19 protein-coding genes and 1 pseudogene are annotated in these 16715 nt (G+C 42.4%); 14 read left to right on the top strand and 6 right to left on the bottom strand.

Translation table 11 applies throughout. The features are described from left to right. Positions 1-6: 6 nt before the first annotated feature. Together truB and aroE are read left to right on the top strand one after the other, a co-directional pair. On the top strand, positions 7-924 hold the full coding sequence (gene truB, locus A3IK_RS0107460; RefSeq protein ID WP_020559353.1) for a tRNA pseudouridine(55) synthase TruB: 918 nt from the start codon (positions 7-9) through the stop codon (positions 922-924). 20 nt (positions 925-944) lie between these two features. Continuing rightward, complete coding sequence (gene aroE, locus A3IK_RS0107455) at positions 945-1778, top strand: shikimate dehydrogenase (protein ID WP_020559352.1); 834 nt, start codon at positions 945-947, stop codon at positions 1776-1778. 8 nt (positions 1779-1786) lie between these two features. Here the strand turns inward: aroE and A3IK_RS0107450 are convergent, their stop codons facing one another. Next, entirely contained in the window at positions 1787-2638 is an 852-nt protein-coding gene (locus A3IK_RS0107450; RefSeq protein ID WP_020559351.1) for a 23S rRNA (adenine(2030)-N(6))-methyltransferase RlmJ, read from the bottom strand. Positions 2639-2838: 200 nt separating this feature from the next. On the opposite strand from A3IK_RS0107450, the gene A3IK_RS0107445 reads away from it, so the two are divergent. Beyond that, positions 2839-3189: a hypothetical protein gene (locus tag A3IK_RS0107445; RefSeq protein ID WP_020559350.1), complete on the top strand. Its 351-nt coding sequence runs from the start codon at positions 2839-2841 to the stop codon at positions 3187-3189. Between the two features lies 1 nt (position 3190). Here A3IK_RS0107445 and A3IK_RS0107440 read toward each other — a convergent pair whose 3' ends face one another. Beyond that, positions 3191-3793: a Maf family protein gene (locus A3IK_RS0107440; protein ID WP_020559349.1), complete on the bottom strand. Its 603-nt coding sequence runs from the start codon at positions 3791-3793 to the stop codon at positions 3191-3193. Between the two features lie 99 nt (positions 3794-3892). Here A3IK_RS0107440 and A3IK_RS0107435 point away from each other — a divergent pair, with 99 nt between their 5' ends. The 6 genes from A3IK_RS0107435 to A3IK_RS0107410 all read left to right on the top strand — a co-directional run bounded on the left by A3IK_RS0107435 (position 3893) and on the right by A3IK_RS0107410 (position 8262). Next, positions 3893-4426, top strand: a complete 534-nt coding sequence (locus A3IK_RS0107435; RefSeq protein ID WP_020559348.1) for a YceD family protein — start codon at positions 3893-3895, stop codon at positions 4424-4426. Between the two features lie 6 nt (positions 4427-4432). Beyond that, positions 4433-4630: a 50S ribosomal protein L32 gene (gene rpmF, locus A3IK_RS0107430; protein ID WP_020559347.1), complete on the top strand. Its 198-nt coding sequence runs from the start codon at positions 4433-4435 to the stop codon at positions 4628-4630. Positions 4631-4731: 101 nt separating this feature from the next. Continuing rightward, positions 4732-5760 carry a phosphate acyltransferase PlsX gene (gene plsX / locus A3IK_RS0107425; protein WP_020559346.1) on the top strand — a complete coding sequence of 343 codons (1029 nt, stop codon included), beginning with the start codon at positions 4732-4734 and terminating at the stop codon, positions 5758-5760. Beyond that, the gene (locus A3IK_RS0107420; protein ID WP_020559345.1) at positions 5757-6725 is read left to right on the top strand and encodes a beta-ketoacyl-ACP synthase III; all 969 of its coding nucleotides are present in this window, start codon (positions 5757-5759) and stop codon (positions 6723-6725) included. The genes plsX and A3IK_RS0107420 overlap by 4 nt, the downstream gene beginning before the upstream one ends. A 12-nt stretch (positions 6726-6737) precedes the next feature. Next, on the top strand, positions 6738-7223 hold the full coding sequence (locus A3IK_RS0107415; protein WP_020559344.1) for a CYTH domain-containing protein: 486 nt from the start codon (positions 6738-6740) through the stop codon (positions 7221-7223). 61 nt (positions 7224-7284) lie between these two features. After that, positions 7285-8262 carry an Rpn family recombination-promoting nuclease/putative transposase gene (locus A3IK_RS0107410; protein ID WP_020559343.1) on the top strand — a complete coding sequence of 326 codons (978 nt, stop codon included), beginning with the start codon at positions 7285-7287 and terminating at the stop codon, positions 8260-8262. A gap of 50 nt (positions 8263-8312) precedes the next feature. On the opposite strand, the gene A3IK_RS0107405 is transcribed toward A3IK_RS0107410, so the two are convergent. Beyond that, positions 8313-9125, bottom strand: coding sequence for a hypothetical protein (locus A3IK_RS0107405; protein WP_020559342.1), 813 nt, complete (start codon positions 9123-9125; stop codon positions 8313-8315). A gap of 161 nt (positions 9126-9286) precedes the next feature. On the opposite strand from A3IK_RS0107405, the gene A3IK_RS0107400 reads away from it, so the two are divergent. Further along, positions 9287-10252 carry an Rpn family recombination-promoting nuclease/putative transposase gene (locus A3IK_RS0107400; RefSeq protein WP_020559341.1) on the top strand — a complete coding sequence of 322 codons (966 nt, stop codon included), beginning with the start codon at positions 9287-9289 and terminating at the stop codon, positions 10250-10252. Between the two features lie 76 nt (positions 10253-10328). Here the strand turns inward: A3IK_RS0107400 and A3IK_RS0107395 are convergent, their stop codons facing one another. Further along, the gene (locus A3IK_RS0107395; RefSeq protein WP_020559340.1) at positions 10329-10748 is read right to left on the bottom strand and encodes a hypothetical protein; all 420 of its coding nucleotides are present in this window, start codon (positions 10746-10748) and stop codon (positions 10329-10331) included. A gap of 221 nt (positions 10749-10969) precedes the next feature. Between A3IK_RS0107395 and A3IK_RS0107390 the strand changes: the two genes are divergently transcribed. Both A3IK_RS0107390 and A3IK_RS0107385 read left to right on the top strand, forming a co-directional pair. After that, positions 10970-11692 carry a hypothetical protein gene (locus tag A3IK_RS0107390; protein WP_020559339.1) on the top strand — a complete coding sequence of 241 codons (723 nt, stop codon included), beginning with the start codon at positions 10970-10972 and terminating at the stop codon, positions 11690-11692. 104 nt (positions 11693-11796) lie between these two features. Further along, a pseudogene (locus A3IK_RS0107385) lies at positions 11797-12135 on the top strand (Rpn family recombination-promoting nuclease/putative transposase); the annotation flags it as partial. Positions 12136-12184: 49 nt separating this feature from the next. Here A3IK_RS0107385 and A3IK_RS0107380 read toward each other — a convergent pair. Then, positions 12185-12970, bottom strand: a complete 786-nt coding sequence (locus tag A3IK_RS0107380; protein WP_020559337.1) for a hypothetical protein — start codon at positions 12968-12970, stop codon at positions 12185-12187. A 202-nt stretch (positions 12971-13172) separates the two neighbouring features. Between A3IK_RS0107380 and A3IK_RS0107375 the strand changes: the two genes are divergently transcribed. Continuing rightward, positions 13173-14846 (top strand): glutamine--tRNA ligase/YqeY domain fusion protein, encoded by a 1674-nt coding sequence (locus tag A3IK_RS0107375; protein ID WP_020559336.1) that lies wholly within the window; start codon positions 13173-13175, stop codon positions 14844-14846. A gap of 113 nt (positions 14847-14959) precedes the next feature. Here the strand turns inward: A3IK_RS0107375 and A3IK_RS0107370 are convergent, their stop codons facing one another. Continuing rightward, positions 14960-15445, bottom strand: coding sequence for a heme-degrading domain-containing protein (locus A3IK_RS0107370; protein WP_020559335.1), 486 nt, complete (start codon positions 15443-15445; stop codon positions 14960-14962). A gap of 257 nt (positions 15446-15702) precedes the next feature. On the opposite strand from A3IK_RS0107370, the gene hchA reads away from it, so the two are divergent. Beyond that, complete coding sequence (hchA, locus tag A3IK_RS0107365) at positions 15703-16587, top strand: glyoxalase III HchA (RefSeq protein ID WP_020559334.1); 885 nt, start codon at positions 15703-15705, stop codon at positions 16585-16587. The last annotated feature ends 128 nt before the right edge of the window (positions 16588-16715 follow it).

Raw genomic sequence — 16715 nt, 5'->3', positions numbered from 1 at the left:
TAAGTTTTGAGCCATCCCCGTCGTCCCCCATTGCGTCCGGTGCAAGGTATTTTATTGCTCGATAAGCCTTTAGGTTTATCGAGTAGCCAAGCACTACAACAAGCACGCTTCCTCTTTAAAGCCGAAAAGGCCGGACACACTGGTAGTCTTGATCCTTTAGCATCGGGTATGTTGCCTTTATGCTTTGGGGAAGCTACTAAATTATCAGCCTACCTATTAGATGCAGATAAGCGCTATTTAACCACCGCGACCCTTGGGCAAGTGAGTACTACGGGTGATAAAGAAGGTGTGTTATCCGATCCTCAAACTGTCCCTCTATTGAGCAAAGATACCCTAGAGCCTCTGCTCAATCAGTTTAGAGGTGAGATTCAACAAGTCCCACCGATGTACTCAGCGCTCAAAAAAGACGGTAAAAAGCTCTATGAGTTGGCACGTCAAGGGATTGAGGTGGAGCGGCCTAGTCGTAGTGTGACTATTTCTGATTTGACGCTGATTAGCTTTGAAGCTCAACAATTAACCCTAGATGTGGCCTGTAGTAAGGGGACTTATATTCGCACTTTAGTAGAGGATATAGGGCAAGCGTTAGGGTGTGGTGCTTATGTGTCAGCCTTGCATCGTGTTGAGGTCTATCCCTTTAATGGACAGCGCACCTATAGCTTAGATGAGTTGCGTAAGTTAAGTGAACAGGGTGGGCTTGAAGCCTTAGATGCTTGTTTATTGCCGATGGATGTCGCTTTACCACATTTACCGAGTATTACCTTGACCGAGGCACAAGTCGCTAAAGTGCAATTAGGGCAAAAAGTGCGTTGCGAACAAGCGGCTGAACCCTTGATCAAGCTTTATAATGAGGCGGGACAGTTTATTGGCTTAGGTGAAATTAACGCTACGATTACATTGCAACCTAAGCGTATATTTGTATTTTAAATCAATCAGGTGTGTAGACTATGATAGATACCTTAGATCAATATGTCGTTTTTGGTAATCCGATTCAACATAGTAAATCACCGCGTATTCATAGCTTATTCGCCCAACAAACCGCGCAAGCGCTGTATTATGACAAGTTATTAGCCCCTCTTGATGCCTTTACCGCAGAGGTATTGGCCTTTCGTGCAGCAGGAGGCAAAGGTTGTAATGTCACAGTTCCTTTCAAGCAAGAAGCTTGGAGTTTAGCCACCAAACGTTCTGCTTATGCTCAACGTGCAGGGGCGGTCAATACACTGATGTTTCAAGCTGATGGCTCTATTTTCGGGGACAATACCGATGGAGTAGGCATAGTACGGGATATTACACTCAGTCAACATCAATCACTCCTAGGTAAGCGTATTTTGATACTCGGAGCAGGTGGGGCTGTACGCGGTGTATTACAGCCTTTATTAGAACATCACCCCGCTGAAATCGTGATTGCTAATCGTACTGTGAGTACAGCACTGGAGTTAGCGCAGGATTTTACCGATTTAGGTCAGGTATCAGGCTGTAGTTTTGAAGCGCTAGAGGGTGCCTTTGATATGATTATTAATGGTACTTCAGCAAGCTTACAGGGCGAATTACCCCCACTACCAAAGACTTGTATAACAGCAGATACCTTTTGCTATGACATGATGTATGGTGCTAAGCCCACCGTGTTTATGCAGTGGGCTTTAGAGCAAGGAGCTACACAAGTGGTCGATGGTTTGGGTATGTTAGTCGAGCAAGCCGCAGAAGCGTTTTATCTCTGGCGCTCTGTGCGACCTGAAACACCGGTCGTGTTGCAGCAATTACGTACCGAATTAATGACCTAGTTGAGTGCTCAGCTAGGTTCTTTTAGCCATTCAACCGACCAGCTCGCTTGATTATCTAGGGCTAAAATGTCTGTGAGTGTGGGTAATATCGTTTTTAGCTCACGATCCAATTGCCATGGGGCATTCACAATCAGCATGCCTGAGCCATGCATACCAAATTCACTTTGTGCCCCCATCACCTTCAATTCTACTTTTAATAAATTGCTATAAGCACCCTGCTTAATCTTACGTAGCATGGTATCGCTATGATCGCGCTTGTTCGCTAGGATCGGATACCAAACCGCATAAACCCCCGTTGCCCAGCGTTTATAGGCCTCCGCTAATGACTCTGTAACCCTTTGATAGTCTTGTTTTAATTCATAGGGGGGATCAATCAATACTAACCCTCGTTTCAGTGATGGGGGAACACGGGCTATTAACTCTTGAAAGCCATCATTAACTACAAATGTAGTTTGTTTAGTTTGGTTCAAATTTGATTTGATTAAATTTTTATCGTCTGGATGGAGTTCAATTAAAACCAAATGCTCAGTTGACCTGACTAATGTTTGAGCAATCCAAGGTGAGCCGGGATAATGAATAATGGTTTCACCCCGGTTTAAAGCTTGGATGCAATCAAAATAGGTTTTTAGTTGAGGTAAGCGTGCTCGATGAGGCCAAAGTTTTTGGATACCTAAGGCCGCTTCCCCCGTTTTGTTAGACCATCCTGAGTCTAAGCGATATAAGCCTGCCCCTGCATGGGTGTCGATATAATAGTAGGGTTTGGGCTTTTGGTTAAGGCTACTTAACATTAAAGTGAGGGTGGCATGTTTTAAAATATCTGCGTGATTGCCCGCATGAAAAGCATGTCGATAACTAAGCATAAGTACTGATTTATCCAAGAATCCAAGCAGTCTATCCTAGCGAAAAAAGGGTTATGTAGCGACCTTGAGAATACTATTCTAATTCTAATGGTATGTATAAATATTAAACATATTGATATTAAATATGAATAGTAGGAGGTGAGTAGACACAGGTGGGCGGAGTTTTAGTGAGTGTCGGTGAAATGTCAAGGGAGAGAATTATGAAAGGGCTATGCCAATCGTGTACTTGGATTATAGTACTATGGTTACTAGGTGGGAGTATACAGGCCATCGAAGCTGGAAATGGGGGCACAGTCAGTTTAAGAGCGATCACCCCTAGTGGAGCACCTTTAATGCGTCCCGTCGCGTGGAAAATTTATGAGGTGAAAAATAATCGCAGATGGCTGACTAAGGGCTTTGATCGCCATGCTGGTGTATTAGAGCTGCCACCAGGAAATTATGTGGCAGAGATTAGTTTTAATGGTATTCAGTATGAGCAACCCTTTACTTTAAAACCCCATCATGATGTCGATGTGACCATTTCTATTCGTAGTGAGGTACGGGTTTTTTAGCTCATATCGCTAAGGGTAATACGATACCTTGTTGTTGCAGAAAGTCAGTAAGGCGTATGAGTGGCAGACCAATCAATGCACTAGGATCATCACCTAGCATTTTCTCAAATAGGACTACCCCTAGGCCTTCTGATTTAAAACTACCCGCACATTCATAGGGTTGTTCACGTTGTAAGTAGTATTCAATCATCGACTCCGATAAGGGGCGAAATTTAACACCAAAATGCACCACATCGAGTTGATAGGTCTGGGTGTTGCTATTGAATAAACACAGCCCAGTCAGAAATTCAACATATTGATTCGAAGAGGCTTGCAATTGTGCGGTTGCATTGGCGTGAGTGTGAGGTTTACCTAAGATTTGCCCATTCAGTACCGCTACTTGGTCAGAACCAATAATTAAGGCCTGCGGGTAGTGTGCTTGTACGGCTTGTGCTTTTTCTAGGGCTAGACGGGCGACTAATTCAGAGGCCGATTCATTGAGTCGGTGGCTTTCATCGATATTAGGTGCAGCACACTCAAAGGGTATTTGGAGCTGACGGAGTAAGGCTTGGCGAAATTTAGAAGTGGAGGCTAAAACTAAACGAGGTGGCTGAGAATTTATCATGAGTTTGTTACAAATTAGCGCTAGAAAGTAATAAAAAGCTCCCCATCATAGTGATTTTTCTTTACACTTGCATCCCCATCTTCATATAATCGCGCCCTTATGTTGAATAGGTTACCCGTTGAAATTAATCCCTTTCGCTACGTTGAGCAGCGCCGTGAGCTGAGTGGCATTATGCCGCTACGTGAGATGTCGCGCCTAGTTGAAATGGCTTTGGATAGTAGTGGTGATTTTCAGGTAGAGTTAGTATTTAGTTTATCTGAAACCCATTTACCTATGGTAAAAGGTAGTGTCCAAGGGCAAATACAAGTGGAATGCCAGCGTTGTTTGCAGCCCATGACCTTAACGATTAACCATCCGATTGAGGTGGTGTTTACGCGCTCTGAAACAGACCGTCGCCCTGAAGAGGCGGGTTATGAAAGTTGGGTAGTGGAAGACGATAGCCTATATTTGCGTGACTTTGTGGAAGATGAGCTACTGCTCGCTATGCCACTGATACCACGCCATGATTCCTGTCAACCTCTAAAACCTTTGATTGAGGGTTATGAGGATGATGCGGTAAATAATGAGTCTGATCCAACGGAAGAAAAGAAAAATCCGTTTGCAGTATTAAAGAATTGGAAAAAATCGGAGTAAGCTACAATGGCAGTCGCTCAAACCCGTATGTCACGTTCTAAGCGTGATATGCGTCGTGCCCACGATGCACTTAAAAATCGTGCTTTATCAGTGGATCCTGTTTCAGGTGAGACTCACTTGCGTCATCACATGACTCCAGATGGATTTTACCGTGGTCGTCAAATTATTAAGACGGCGGTAGACGTGGAAGAAGTCCAAGAGTAAGCGCAAGTCTTTAGAGGTATTAAGCTTACTTTTGCCTCTGATAGTATTTAAAATCGCGGGCTGGTCCCGCGATTTTTTTTGGATTGGATGTTGGATAAATTATGGCTAACAAATACCGTATTGCGTTAGATGCAATGGGGGGTGACCATGGGCTAGAGGTCACAGTCCCGGCAGCTTTAAAAGCATTGGGCACTTATGCAGATATCGAATTAATACTGGTAGGGGATGAAGCTCAAATCAATAATACCTTAGCCAAACATCAAACGAATGCCTCCGACCGTTTACATGTCAAACCGGCTACTCAAGTAGTGGCAATGGATGAGTCCCCCACCAGTGCGCTGAAAAATAAAAAAGATTCCTCTATGCGCGTGGCTATTAATCTGGTCAAAGACGGGGAGGCCGATGCAGCGGTGAGTGCGGGTAATACCGGAGCGTTAATGGCAACCGCGCGCTTTGTATTAAAAACACTACCCGGCATTGATCGCCCCGCGATTTGCACGGTGATTCCAGCCCTGCAGGGGCATACCCATATGCTCGATTTAGGAGCGAATGTCGATTCTGCCGCTGAGCATTTATATCAATTTGCCCTAATGGGGTCTGAGCTAGCTAAAGCCATTGATGATATTGAATCGCCTAAGGTGGGTTTACTGAACATTGGACAAGAAGAAATAAAAGGCAACGAGCAAGTTAAAGCCGCCCATGCCTTATTAAGTAAATCACCTCTCAATTATATTGGCTATGTGGAAGGGGATGATATTTATTTAGGCGATGTAGATGTCGTGGTGTGTGATGGCTTTGTGGGCAATGTGGCACTAAAAAATACCGAGGGTGTGGCAAAAATGATTTCCACCCTGCTTAAAGACGGATTTAAGCGTAATATCCTTACCAAGCTTGCTGGATTGATTGCGTTACCCGTACTAACCCGTTTTCGTCATCAGGTCGATCCACGGCGCTATAATGGTGCTAGTCTATTAGGATTGCGAGGGATTGTGGTCAAAAGCCATGGTGGAGCGGATAGTTTTGCCTATGCGAATGCTATTGGGATTGCTCGTACGGAAGCTATTAAGCAGGTGCCACAACGTATCGATAAACAAGTTGCAGCGCTATTAGCCACGAGGGTTGAGGCATGAAATATTCACGCATTACCGGCACAGGTAGTTACTTGCCGCCACGCATTATGACAAATCACGATTTAGCTCAATTTGTAGATACGACCGATGAGTGGATTGTAGAGCGTACCGGCATTCGCCAGCGTCATATTGTCGAGCATGAGTCGGCTTGTGATTTAGCCGAATTTGCCGCACGACGGGCGCTGGAAATGGCCGGGCGTGAGCCTAATGAAGTCGATTTGATTGTGATGGGGACTTCTACGCCAGATCTCATTTTCCCTAGTACGGCTTGTCTCCTGCAAGGGCGCTTAGGAATTACCAATGGCGGTGCTGCGTTTGATGTGAATGCGGCTTGTTCCGGTTTTACTTATGCCTTAAGTGTGGCGGATAAGTTTGTGCGTAGTGGAGCAAGTCAATGTGCTTTAGTGGTTGGCGCTGAAACGATGTCTAAGCTGATGGATTGGAGTGATCGGGGTACTTGCGTATTATTCGGTGATGGTGCCGGAGCGATGGTATTAGAGCCTAGTGACGAGCCAGGTATTTATTCTACTCATATTCACTCCGAGGGTAGCTATGAAGAATTACTCAATGTCGCTGCTGGCGTCTCGCGTAATCGCGAGGTGTTATTGGAAGGCAAAGCTTTTCTACGCATGAAAGGCAATGAAGTCTTTCGTATGGCTGTCACAACCCTCGGACGCATTGTCGAGGAAACCTTAGAAGCGAATAATATGACGAAAGCCGATGTGGATTGGTTAGTGCCGCATCAAGCCAATATCCGCATTATCCAAGCCACCGCTAAAAAATTAGATATGCCGATGGAGCGTGTCGTTGTCACTGTCGGCGAGCAGGGTAATACCTCAGCAGCGTCTATTCCTATTGCCTTAGATACAGCCGTGCGGGATGGACGGATTCAGCGTGGGCAAACCATATTACTCGAAGCGTTTGGCGGTGGATTCACTTGGGGTTCGGCACTAGTACGTTTTTAAAGGATAAGTACCATGGCTACTGAAATTGAGCGTAAGTTTTTAGTAATTTCCGAGGCTTGGCGTACTCAAGTGCAGCGCTCAGAACAGTTTCGCCAAGGCTATTTGAGTAATAATCCTACCGCGTCAGTACGGGTGCGTATTGCAGATGAGCAGGCTAGCTTAAATATTAAGGGCATGACGATTGGCGTATCCCGTCCAGAGTTTGAATATGCTATTCCTTTGGCAGATGCGCATGAGTTACTCAATCAGCTTTGCCAACCTCCCCTCATTGAAAAGACACGTCACTATATTGAATATGCAGGTAAGACTTGGGAGGTCGATGAGTTTCATGGCGACAATCAAGGCTTAGTCGTGGCTGAAATTGAATTAAGCAGCGCTGATGAAGTCTTTGCAGTGCCAGAGTGGGCAGGCAAGGATGTATCCCATGAGCCGCGTTATTATAATGTGCTACTCACGCAACACCCCTATCGACAGTGGTCAGAGGCTGAGAGGGCTTAGTGTAAACTCGCATCCCTTATCTTATAATAAAGGGATAGCAACCCACCTCTAGAGCATGTGTATGAGCGATGTCTACCTCAATCCCATGACGGACTTTGGCTTTAAAAAGCTGTTTGGGGAGGAACCCCATAAAGACTTATTGATCAGCTTTTTGAACACGTTCTTACCTGCACATCATCAAGTACAAGACCTGAGTTACACCAAAAACGAATATCAAGGCCGCAGTGCCATTGACCGCAAAGCGATATTTGATCTGAACTGTATTAGCCCCTCTGGTGAGCGCTTTATTGTCGAACTACAACGCATCAAGCAAATCTTTTTCAAAGATCGGAGTATCTATTACGCGACTTTCCCGATACAAGAACAAGCGATCCGTGGGGATTGGAATTATAAACTCGCCGCCGTTTATACCATTGGTATCTTGGATTTTTTGATTGATGATGATCAAACAAAAGTCTATTACCATGCTCAGCTTAAAGATCAGGATAATATTTTATTCTACGAGAAACTCAATTTTATCTATTTAGTTCTCCCCCGCTTTAAATTACAAGCCCATGAGCTAAAAACGCTACAAGACAAATGGTTTTATGTATTTAAGCATTTACACGAATTAGAACAAATCCCTAGCCAGCTCACCGATGAAGTGTTTCAGCGTTTATTCGGTATTGCTAAAATCGCACAATTACCGGCGAGCGAACGCCTAGGCTATGAAAGCAGTTTAAAAGACTATCGAGATTTTATGAGCACCCACGAAACCTCACGCTTAGATGGAAAAAAAATAGGCTTAGTAGAGGGAGAGAAAATTGGTTTGGAAAAAGGGGAAAAAATTGGGCTAGAAAAGGGAGAGAAAATCGGCTTAGAGAAAGGTAAACAGCTAGGGATTGAAGAGGGTAAACAACTGGGGATTGAAGAAGGAGCCTTGCAAAAAGCCCAAGCAATAGCACTGAATTTATTGCAGCTAGGTATTTTACCCGAAACCGAGATTGCTCGTATTGCAGGGCTAACTTTAAAAGAAGTGCAACAGCTTAAATCGGTTTAGTAAAGCACTCTGCTTAAAAAGTGCTTTGGTTGGGGGATAATGGGTGGAGATTAGCGAAAGGCGGGGAGATTATTTTTAACCCAAGGTAAAATAACTTTATTGACTGCTGTTATAGCCTTTTTAGCACCTAGATCAGTCACTATTTCATATGAGAATTTTTGATCACAACCCGCAATACGTGGATTATAAAATATATATTGATATTGTTTTTTTGTATTATTATAACGCCATTTGATATAGACATCACCACATCCTAGTGTGGATTTAGGCATAAATCTCATCACATTATGAATAGTATCTAATGGCTTATAGGTACTTTGAGGAGTAGCAAGATCAATCATTAAAGCATCATCACTTTCCATTAGTATTTTAAAACTACCTTTTTCATCCTGTTGAAGAATCCAGTTGTGAGTAACAGAGTTGCTGTAACTTAAATCAGGTTGGTCTTTGATACATCCTGTTGCTGGTGTCGTAATATACCACTCCTCAGTTTTCAAGTTATTATCAATATTAAAATTAATACCTATGAAAGGACAGGTTTTTAGTTGTTTAAAGTTATTTGAGTTATAAAATACAGCATATGCTTTTTTGAACGGATTTTGAGTATTTGGAGAAAATAAGGCTTGCTTAATATTTGCAGGCAAGGGGACAGTTAAGTTTATCCCAATAGATTCTTTTGGTTTGTTTTTTTTATCATAGATGCTAATGCTAGCATCTATGATTTTATCCCCGCTATATTGTGTAAAAAAACTAAAAGCGGGAGCATCAATAGGATCTTCTGATGCGGTACTTCCTATAGCAGGAAAAATAACCAATAAATTTATAATTAAGCTTTTTGCTAAACGGTGGATTGATTGAGTCATAGTCCTTTACCTTTATTACTACTGAAAATAAAAAAGAAGAGATGAGGTTTCGTTAAATCCTCATCACCCCAATCATGATGCAATGGAGAGGAGGATACTCGCACTTCTCTAGGAGCTTTATTATAATATAAAGAATAACAACCCACCTCTAGAGCAAGCCCATGAACGATGTCTACCTCAATCCCCTGACGGACTTTGGCTTTAAAAAGCTGTTTGGGGAGGAACCCCATAAGGATTTGTTGATCAGTTTTTTGAATACGTTCTTACCCGCACATCATCAAGTACAAGACCTGAGTTACACCAAAAATGAATATCAAGGCCGCAGTGCCATTGACCGCAAAGCGATATTTGATCTGAACTGTATTAGCCCCTCCGGTGAGCGCTTTATTGTCGAATTACAACGCATCAAACAAATCTTTTTCAAAGATCGGAGTATCTATTACGCGACTTTCCCGATTCAAGAACAAGCGATCCGTGGGGATTGGAATTACAAACTCGCGGCCGTCTACACTATTGGTATCTTGGACTTTTTGATTGATGATGATCAAACCAAGGTCTATTACCATGCTCAGCTTAAAGATCAGGATAATATTTTATTCTACGAGAAACTCAATTTTATCTATTTAGTCCTCCCCCGCTTTCAATTACAAGCCCATGAGCTAAGAACGCTACAAGACAAATGGTTTTATGTGTTTAAGCATTTACACGAATTAGAGCAAATCCCCAGCCAACTCACCGATGAGGTGTTTCAGCGTTTATTTGGTATTGCTAAAATCGCGCAATTACCGGCGAGCGAGCGCCTAGGCTATGAAAGTAGTTTAAAAGACTATCGAGATTTTATGAGTACCCACGAAACCTCGCGCTTGGATGGAAAAAAAATAGGGTTAGTGGAGGGGGAGAAAATTGGCTTGGAAAAGGGTGAGAAAATCGGCTTAGAGAAGGGATTAGAGCAGGGAGAGAAAATCGGTTTGGAGAAAGGAAAACAGTTAGGAATTGAGGCAGGAGCCTTGCAAAAAGCTCAAGCGATAGCACTGAGTTTATTGCAGCTAGGTATTTTACCCGAAACCGAGATTGCGCGTATTGCAGGGCTGACTTTAGAAGAGGTGCAACAGCTTAAATCGGCTTAGCAAAGCACTCGTATAAACAAGAGGCCATGGTATGCCTCTCTATCGTTATTATTAAGCAGCGCATCTAGTGAGGCGTTTATTTTTTAATTCCACAGTCGGGAAGTAAAAATTGCTCATAACCATGCCTGCCATCATAAAGTAAGGTAGCATTTCCAATCCAGTGCGGTGCCTCAAGCATTGTTAATTGATCGAACAATCTCCACTCTGTAGTGGCTATTAATTTATGATCTTGAGTATAAATTCGATAAACTATACTACCCCTAGTCAATTGAATAAGGCCACTTGCAAACCCATCAAAACTACGCAACGGCTTATCCGCTGTAGTTATTTTATAGATATTGAGATAACAGGTTTTAGCAGGATTAAATATCTTATGGCTTATAATAGGGCTATAGTCCACTGCAATTTTACAAGCAATGAGGAATAGGACTAATCCTAGAGTCAATACCAGCACTAAGCGCATGAGCCATTTTAGAGTTTTTTTGAGTATTAACATGACCTGATTACCTTATATTATTTGCTATTGCTACGTTAGAGTATTGGGATTATCTATATAAAAATTGAATTTCCTTCTTGTTTTTTGTGCAGTATTTGTTGAGATTGCATAAAATTAGTCTAGAGTATTAATCAATCAATTTTCTAGGTGTTTATACGATAATCTATTACACTATCGAGTTATCATAGTATAGTTAACTGAACTAAGGTCATAAAATAATCATGAAACGTATGATCACTCTAAAAACCAGTACCTTTCTCTTATTAATGTCATGCCTAGCCCACAATAGTTATGCTGAGCAAAATAGCTTAAGCCCTAGTCTTTTTAATAAATTAAAAAATGTGCCTACACTCGATTTAGCGAATCCAAGATTAGAATCAACTGAGTATAAAGCACTCGGTTTACCTATTATTCAGCCCACTCCTCAGCAAAAAGCAGCGATACGGGCTAACATTAAAAAAACCCCAGATACTATTAATAAAAAAATTCCTAATATAGAAAACTGCCAATGGATAGGTGTTAATATTGAACTAGATGATCAAAACTCTACACAGGAGTACTTATTCACCCCTACGAATGCCTGTAGTAAGCCTACCTCCTCTCAAAGCAAACCTTTTTGGATAGTCCAGCAAATGGGTAATAAAGCTCCTCAAGTACTCATAGCCGATCATGCGTATCAGGTCAGGATATGGAAAAAAGAAGCAGCGGCTAAACGTCGGATTGAAACCATTACTAAAGGCAATGCGCCCAGTCGTTATACTCAAAAACCTATCGACGTGAGATGTCATAGTAACTGGAGCTTTATGGGAGGAGGGTATCAGTATCGTCCCGATTATATTGAGGTTTATCGTTCAGACGCATCGAGTCGAGGTAAAACGTGGGTGATAGTCGAGGGACAAGACCCCTATGTGGCGATTGATCAGAACTTTCGTTGCTCCCGATAAAAGTATCCAGAGGCTTACTCGCGCTCTATAGGGATATTCACTATAATAAAGGGATAACAACCCACCTCTAGAGCATGTGTATGAGCGATGTCTACCTCAATCCCCTGATGAAAATTGCTCAATTACCCGCTAATGAACGTTTAGGCTATGAAAGCAGTTTAAAAGACTATCGAGATTTTATGAGTACCCACGAAACCTCACGCTTAGATGGAAAAAAAATAGGCTTAGTGGAAGGCGAGAAAATTGGTTTGGAAAAGGGTGAAAAAATTGGCTTAGAGAAGGGAGAGAAAATTGGCTTAGAGAAAGGCGAACAAATCGGGGCATTAAAAACAGCCCAAGCAATAGCACTGAATTTATTGCAGCTAGGTATTTTACCCGAAACTGAGATTGCGCGTATTGCGGGGCTAACGTTAACAGAGGTACAAAGGCTTAAATCGGTTTAGCAAAGCACTCTGCTTAAAAAGTGCTTTGGTTGGGGATAATGGGTAGTGATTAGCGAAAGGCTTTTAAGTTTTTATTCATCCACGGATCAATCTCGCCTTTAATACGGGTCATCAGGCGTTGAATATTAGTACCAGGACTGGGACAATTAGATTGTTGTAAATAAGTTTTACCCATTTGATATTGTTGTTTAGTGGGGTTATAAGTCCAGTCAATACGCACTGCACCACACCCTAATTTAGAACCAGGGTTAAATCTCATTACATGATGAAAGGTATCAAGGGGCTTATAAGAGCCTTTTTTAGAATTAGCTTTATTAGAATAGAGTGGACTCTCGCTCTCCATCAATACTCGAAATAATCCCGTTTCTGTTTTTTGTAATATCCAATTATGCCCTGTTGCTCCATCAATATAAGATTGATTTTTTACACATCCCACAGTTGAGGTGGCTATATACCACTCTTGTGTTTTACGATTATTATCTAAATCAAACTCTATCCCCATAAAAGGACATCGTTGTAACTGTTTAAAGGCTGTTGGAGTATAAAAAACTGCATAAGCAGATTTAAAAGGGTTTAATGTAGTTGGAGAAAATAGGTTTTGCTTTATTATACTGGGAAGTAATGTTGTTACTCTTATCTCACCTACCGTATGATCTTCTTGATCTGCCAGTGTTGCTCGAACCTCAATACCTTTCCCATCTGGATTATAAAAAGTAGAAAAAATGATAGCACCTGCCTTAAATATAGAAATCTCGTTACTATCATTGGCTTGTATGGGGTAAGTGCATCCTAGTAGAACTATTAACCCACCACCTATTATCCATTGCTTAATCACAAAATACTCCTTTAAATACTATAAGGGACTAACCTAACAGTTACCTACCTCTCTTTTCAACGCAGCGCTTGTAACTCAGTAAAAAGTCCCCATTTTGATAATAAACTAAGCGAGTCATTGGCTCTCATTCAGCCTAGGCTAGACAGCTATCCCTAACCATAGTCTAATCACTACCATTATTTTAAAGGGTTAACTATCCATCATGAGCGAGACCACTAAACCACTCAATTTTATCGAAAGAATTGTCGAAGACGACCTAAGCAATGGCAAAGTGACCCAAGTGCATACGCGTTTTCCACCGGAGCCAAATGGCTATTTGCATTTAGGGCATGCTAAATCGATCTGGCTGAATTTTGGTTTGGCACAACGTTATGGTGGGGTCTGTAATTTACGCATGGACGACACCAATCCAGCCAAAGAGGATGAGGAATATGTTGAGTCTATTCAACGTGATGTGCAATGGTTAGGCTATCAATGGGAAGGCAAAGTACGCTATGCCTCGGACTATTTTGATCAACTCTATGCCTGGGCACTGTATTTAATTAATCACGGTAAAGCCTATGTGTGTGATTTGAGTGCTGAGGAAATGCGCCAATATCGCGGCACACTTACCGAGGTGGGCAAAGATAGCCCTTACCGTAATCGCACCGTCGAGGAAAATTTAGCGCTATTTGAAAAAATGCGCTCAGGTGAGTTTGAAGAAGGGGCTTGTGCCTTACGAGTTAAAATTGATATGGCCTCCCCTAATATCAATCTGCGTGACCCCGTGATTTACCGCATTAAAAAAGCCTCCCATCATCAAACGGGTGATAAATGGTGTATCTATCCTTCCTATGACTATGCACATGGTCAAAGCGATGCGATTGAGGGGATTACACACTCGATTTGTACCTTAGAGTTTGAAGATCATCGCCCATTATATGAGTGGTTTATTGCCAATCTTCCGGTACCTGCTACACCGCATCAATACGAGTTTTCGCGTTTGAATGTGAATTACACCGTCACCAGTAAGCGCAAACTAAAACAATTAGTCGATGAGAAACATGTTGATGGCTGGGACGATCCGCGTATGCCTACCATTGCGGGTATGCGTCGGCGTGGCTTTACCCCTAAAGCCTTGCGTGATTTCTGCGAAATGGCAGGGGTGACTAAAGTCGAAGGGGTCGTGGATATTAGTATGCTCGAACATGCGATTCGAGAAGACCTTAATACCAATGCACCCCGCGCGATGTGTGTCTTGCAACCTTTGAAAGTGGTTTTGTTAAATTATCCTGATACTAAAACCGAGACGGTGCTGGGACATAATCACCCTCAAAATGAAGCCTTTGGTACGCGCACTTTACCCTTTAGCCGTGAAATTTGGATTGAACAAGACGATTTCCGTGAAGAGGCTAATAAGCAATTTAAACGTTTAGTATTAGGTAAACGGGTGCGCCTACGTAGTGCCTATATTATTGAAGCAGTGAAGGCCATTAAGGATGAGCAAGGCAATATAGTCGAGGTACATGCAAATGTAATTGAGGATACCTTAGGCAAAGACCCAGCCGATGGTGTCAAAGCTAAAGGGGTAATTCATTGGGTTGATGCTCGCAGTAGTGTAGATTGTGAAGTGCGTCTGTATGATCGCTTGTTTACTGATGTAGCACCGGACGCGGGCGGAAAAAACTTCCTCGATTATATGAATCCCAATAGCTTGGTTATTTTGCGTGGCTGTAAGGCGGAAGTGAATCTTGCCCACTCAGATAAAGACACCCGTTATCAATTTGAGCGCCAAGGTTATTTTATTCAAGATGCTCAAGATTCAACACCGGATCATTTAGTGTTTAATCGTGTGATTAGCCTGAAGGATACATGGGAAAAAAGTGCTGAGGCTTAGTTATATATCGACCTAAAAGCAAGCGGGTGTTTCTTCCGCACGGCGACATCCTTGCCGCCAAGACTGCTCCAGAAACACCCGCTTGCTTTTATCAGTTTTGCTTTTACCAGTATTTAGGGCAAACGTAGCTGCTCTATGGGTTGATGTAGCATTTCACACAATACCTCAATCACCAGATTATGATCATCCCGTTGTGGTAATCCAGAGACTACGACCGTACCGACCATCACATCACTCACGCGAATCGGAAAGCAGCCACCGTGTGCGGCATAATCACTGCTGGGTAGACCGTATTTTTCCATTAAATCAACTTGTTTGAGAGAAAAATGCAGCCCCATAGCATAGGAACTACGCTGAAAACGCTGCACTACATTACGCTTGCGCCGTGCCCAATCGGTATTCTCCGGGGTAGTACCCTCCATAGCACAGCAAAATAACTGAAAACCATTCACAGTAATATCAATGACTAAACTCTGCTGACGTTCAAAAGCTTTGTGGCGTAAACGGCAACCTAATTCCCATGCGGTATTAGCATCAAAATGGGTAAAGCGTAAGAGTTGTTCTTGTAGGGTGACACGTTCTAAATCAATTCTGTGCATATTCATCAGCCTGTGGTTATGTGGTTAAAAGGCTCACTCTAAGCAGGGGCTAGCCAATAATATTGTTATCTATTTTTGAGTCACATCACGGATAACTAGACACTGCAAATGATGTTTATGATCAATAGTAATGATAGAAAGTAAAGGCGAGGTACGGTTAAAATGTGCTCAAAAAGTGGGGGTTTTTGTACTCGCTGCCCCTAAATATACTACTCTATAAGCCGAATATAAATGTTTTTTTCTATAGGATGGATAAAATGACTGTTAATAATGAGGTAAAAAATAAGCAACCTAACCCCGATGTGGCTGAACATAATGCTTTTTTCCCTTCTCCCTACTCTTTAAGTTTATATATTCCTAAAAAAACAGATTTTGATGGGTTAAAATTTAATAAACCCTATCAGGGCGGTAAATGGAAAGTGCTCATGATTGCCTCCGATGAACGCTATTTATTAATGGGCAATGGTAAGTTTTTCTCAACGGGTAATCATCCAGTAGAAACTTTATTACCCATGCACCATTTAGACCAAGCAGGCTTTGAAATTGAGGTGGCAACTTTATCGGGTAATCCGGTTAAATTGGAAATGTGGGCTTTTCCGAGTGAGGATGAAACCGTACAGGCGGTTTATGAGAAATACCTACCTAAATTTAAGCAGCCGCTGAAATTATCAGATGTACTAGAAAAACAATTAGGTAAAGACTCACCCTATATCGGTATGTTTATTCCCGGTGGACATGCTGCGATGCATGCAATCCCCTTTAGTGATGAGGTCAAGCAAGTATTAAAGTGGGCAGTGGCTAATGATAAATATGTGATCTCGCTGTGTCATGGTCCGGCTGGATTAGTAGCAGCCGCGCATAATGAAGCAGAGTCAGACTTTTTGTTTAAAGGCTATAAAATCTGTGTGTTCCCTGATAGTTTAGACCTAGGGGCTAATGTCGATATTGGCTATATTCCAGGGCCTATGCCGTGGTTATTAGGTGAAAAACTCAAATCACTTGGTGTGGAAATTCTCAATGAGGGCATTAGTGGACAGTGCTATCAAGATCGTAAGCTGATTACGGGTGATAGTCCCTTAGCCGCTAATCAATTAGGTATTCTGGCAGCGGACGCTTTATTAAAAGAAGTAGGCGTTAGTTAGTCCAACACCCCCCTTTCAGTCTCCCCTTTGGTTGGGTGAGTAGAACCCCCTCTCAATCTCCCCCTTGGCTGGGGGAGAGGGAAGAGTTGTTCCCTCACCTGCCAAGGGGAGGGCTGGGGTGGGGTTGA

The organism is Thiofilum flexile DSM 14609 (assembly GCF_000380185.1).
Taxonomy (GTDB): domain Bacteria; phylum Pseudomonadota; class Gammaproteobacteria; order Thiotrichales; family Thiotrichaceae; genus Thiofilum; species Thiofilum flexile.
This window is presented reverse-complemented; position numbering and strand designations above follow the sequence as displayed.

What these genes read in the sequence shown, in the direction of transcription:
- aroE (WP_020559352.1), top strand. Translation starts at nt 945, where the DNA reads ATGATAGATACCTTAGATCAATATGTCGTTTTTGGTAATCCGATTCAA.
- A3IK_RS0107450 (WP_020559351.1), bottom strand. Translation starts at nt 2,638, where the DNA reads ATGCTTAGTTATCGACATGCTTTTCATGCGGGCAATCACGCAGATATT.
- A3IK_RS0107445 (WP_020559350.1), top strand. Translation starts at nt 2,839, where the DNA reads ATGAAAGGGCTATGCCAATCGTGTACTTGGATTATAGTACTATGGTTA.
- A3IK_RS0107440 (WP_020559349.1), bottom strand. Translation starts at nt 3,793, where the DNA reads ATGATAAATTCTCAGCCACCTCGTTTAGTTTTAGCCTCCACTTCTAAA.
- A3IK_RS0107435 (WP_020559348.1), top strand. Translation starts at nt 3,893, where the DNA reads ATGTTGAATAGGTTACCCGTTGAAATTAATCCCTTTCGCTACGTTGAG.
- rpmF (WP_020559347.1), top strand. Translation starts at nt 4,433, where the DNA reads ATGGCAGTCGCTCAAACCCGTATGTCACGTTCTAAGCGTGATATGCGT.
- plsX (WP_020559346.1), top strand. Translation starts at nt 4,732, where the DNA reads ATGGCTAACAAATACCGTATTGCGTTAGATGCAATGGGGGGTGACCAT.
- A3IK_RS0107420 (WP_020559345.1), top strand. Translation starts at nt 5,757, where the DNA reads ATGAAATATTCACGCATTACCGGCACAGGTAGTTACTTGCCGCCACGC.
- A3IK_RS0107415 (WP_020559344.1), top strand. Translation starts at nt 6,738, where the DNA reads ATGGCTACTGAAATTGAGCGTAAGTTTTTAGTAATTTCCGAGGCTTGG.
- A3IK_RS0107410 (WP_020559343.1), top strand. Translation starts at nt 7,285, where the DNA reads ATGAGCGATGTCTACCTCAATCCCATGACGGACTTTGGCTTTAAAAAG.
- A3IK_RS0107405 (WP_020559342.1), bottom strand. Translation starts at nt 9,125, where the DNA reads ATGACTCAATCAATCCACCGTTTAGCAAAAAGCTTAATTATAAATTTA.
- A3IK_RS0107400 (WP_020559341.1), top strand. Translation starts at nt 9,287, where the DNA reads ATGAACGATGTCTACCTCAATCCCCTGACGGACTTTGGCTTTAAAAAG.
- A3IK_RS0107395 (WP_020559340.1), bottom strand. Translation starts at nt 10,748, where the DNA reads ATGTTAATACTCAAAAAAACTCTAAAATGGCTCATGCGCTTAGTGCTG.
- A3IK_RS0107390 (WP_020559339.1), top strand. Translation starts at nt 10,970, where the DNA reads ATGAAACGTATGATCACTCTAAAAACCAGTACCTTTCTCTTATTAATG.
- A3IK_RS0107375 (WP_020559336.1), top strand. Translation starts at nt 13,173, where the DNA reads ATGAGCGAGACCACTAAACCACTCAATTTTATCGAAAGAATTGTCGAA.
- A3IK_RS0107370 (WP_020559335.1), bottom strand. Translation starts at nt 15,445, where the DNA reads ATGCACAGAATTGATTTAGAACGTGTCACCCTACAAGAACAACTCTTA.
- hchA (WP_020559334.1), top strand. Translation starts at nt 15,703, where the DNA reads ATGACTGTTAATAATGAGGTAAAAAATAAGCAACCTAACCCCGATGTG.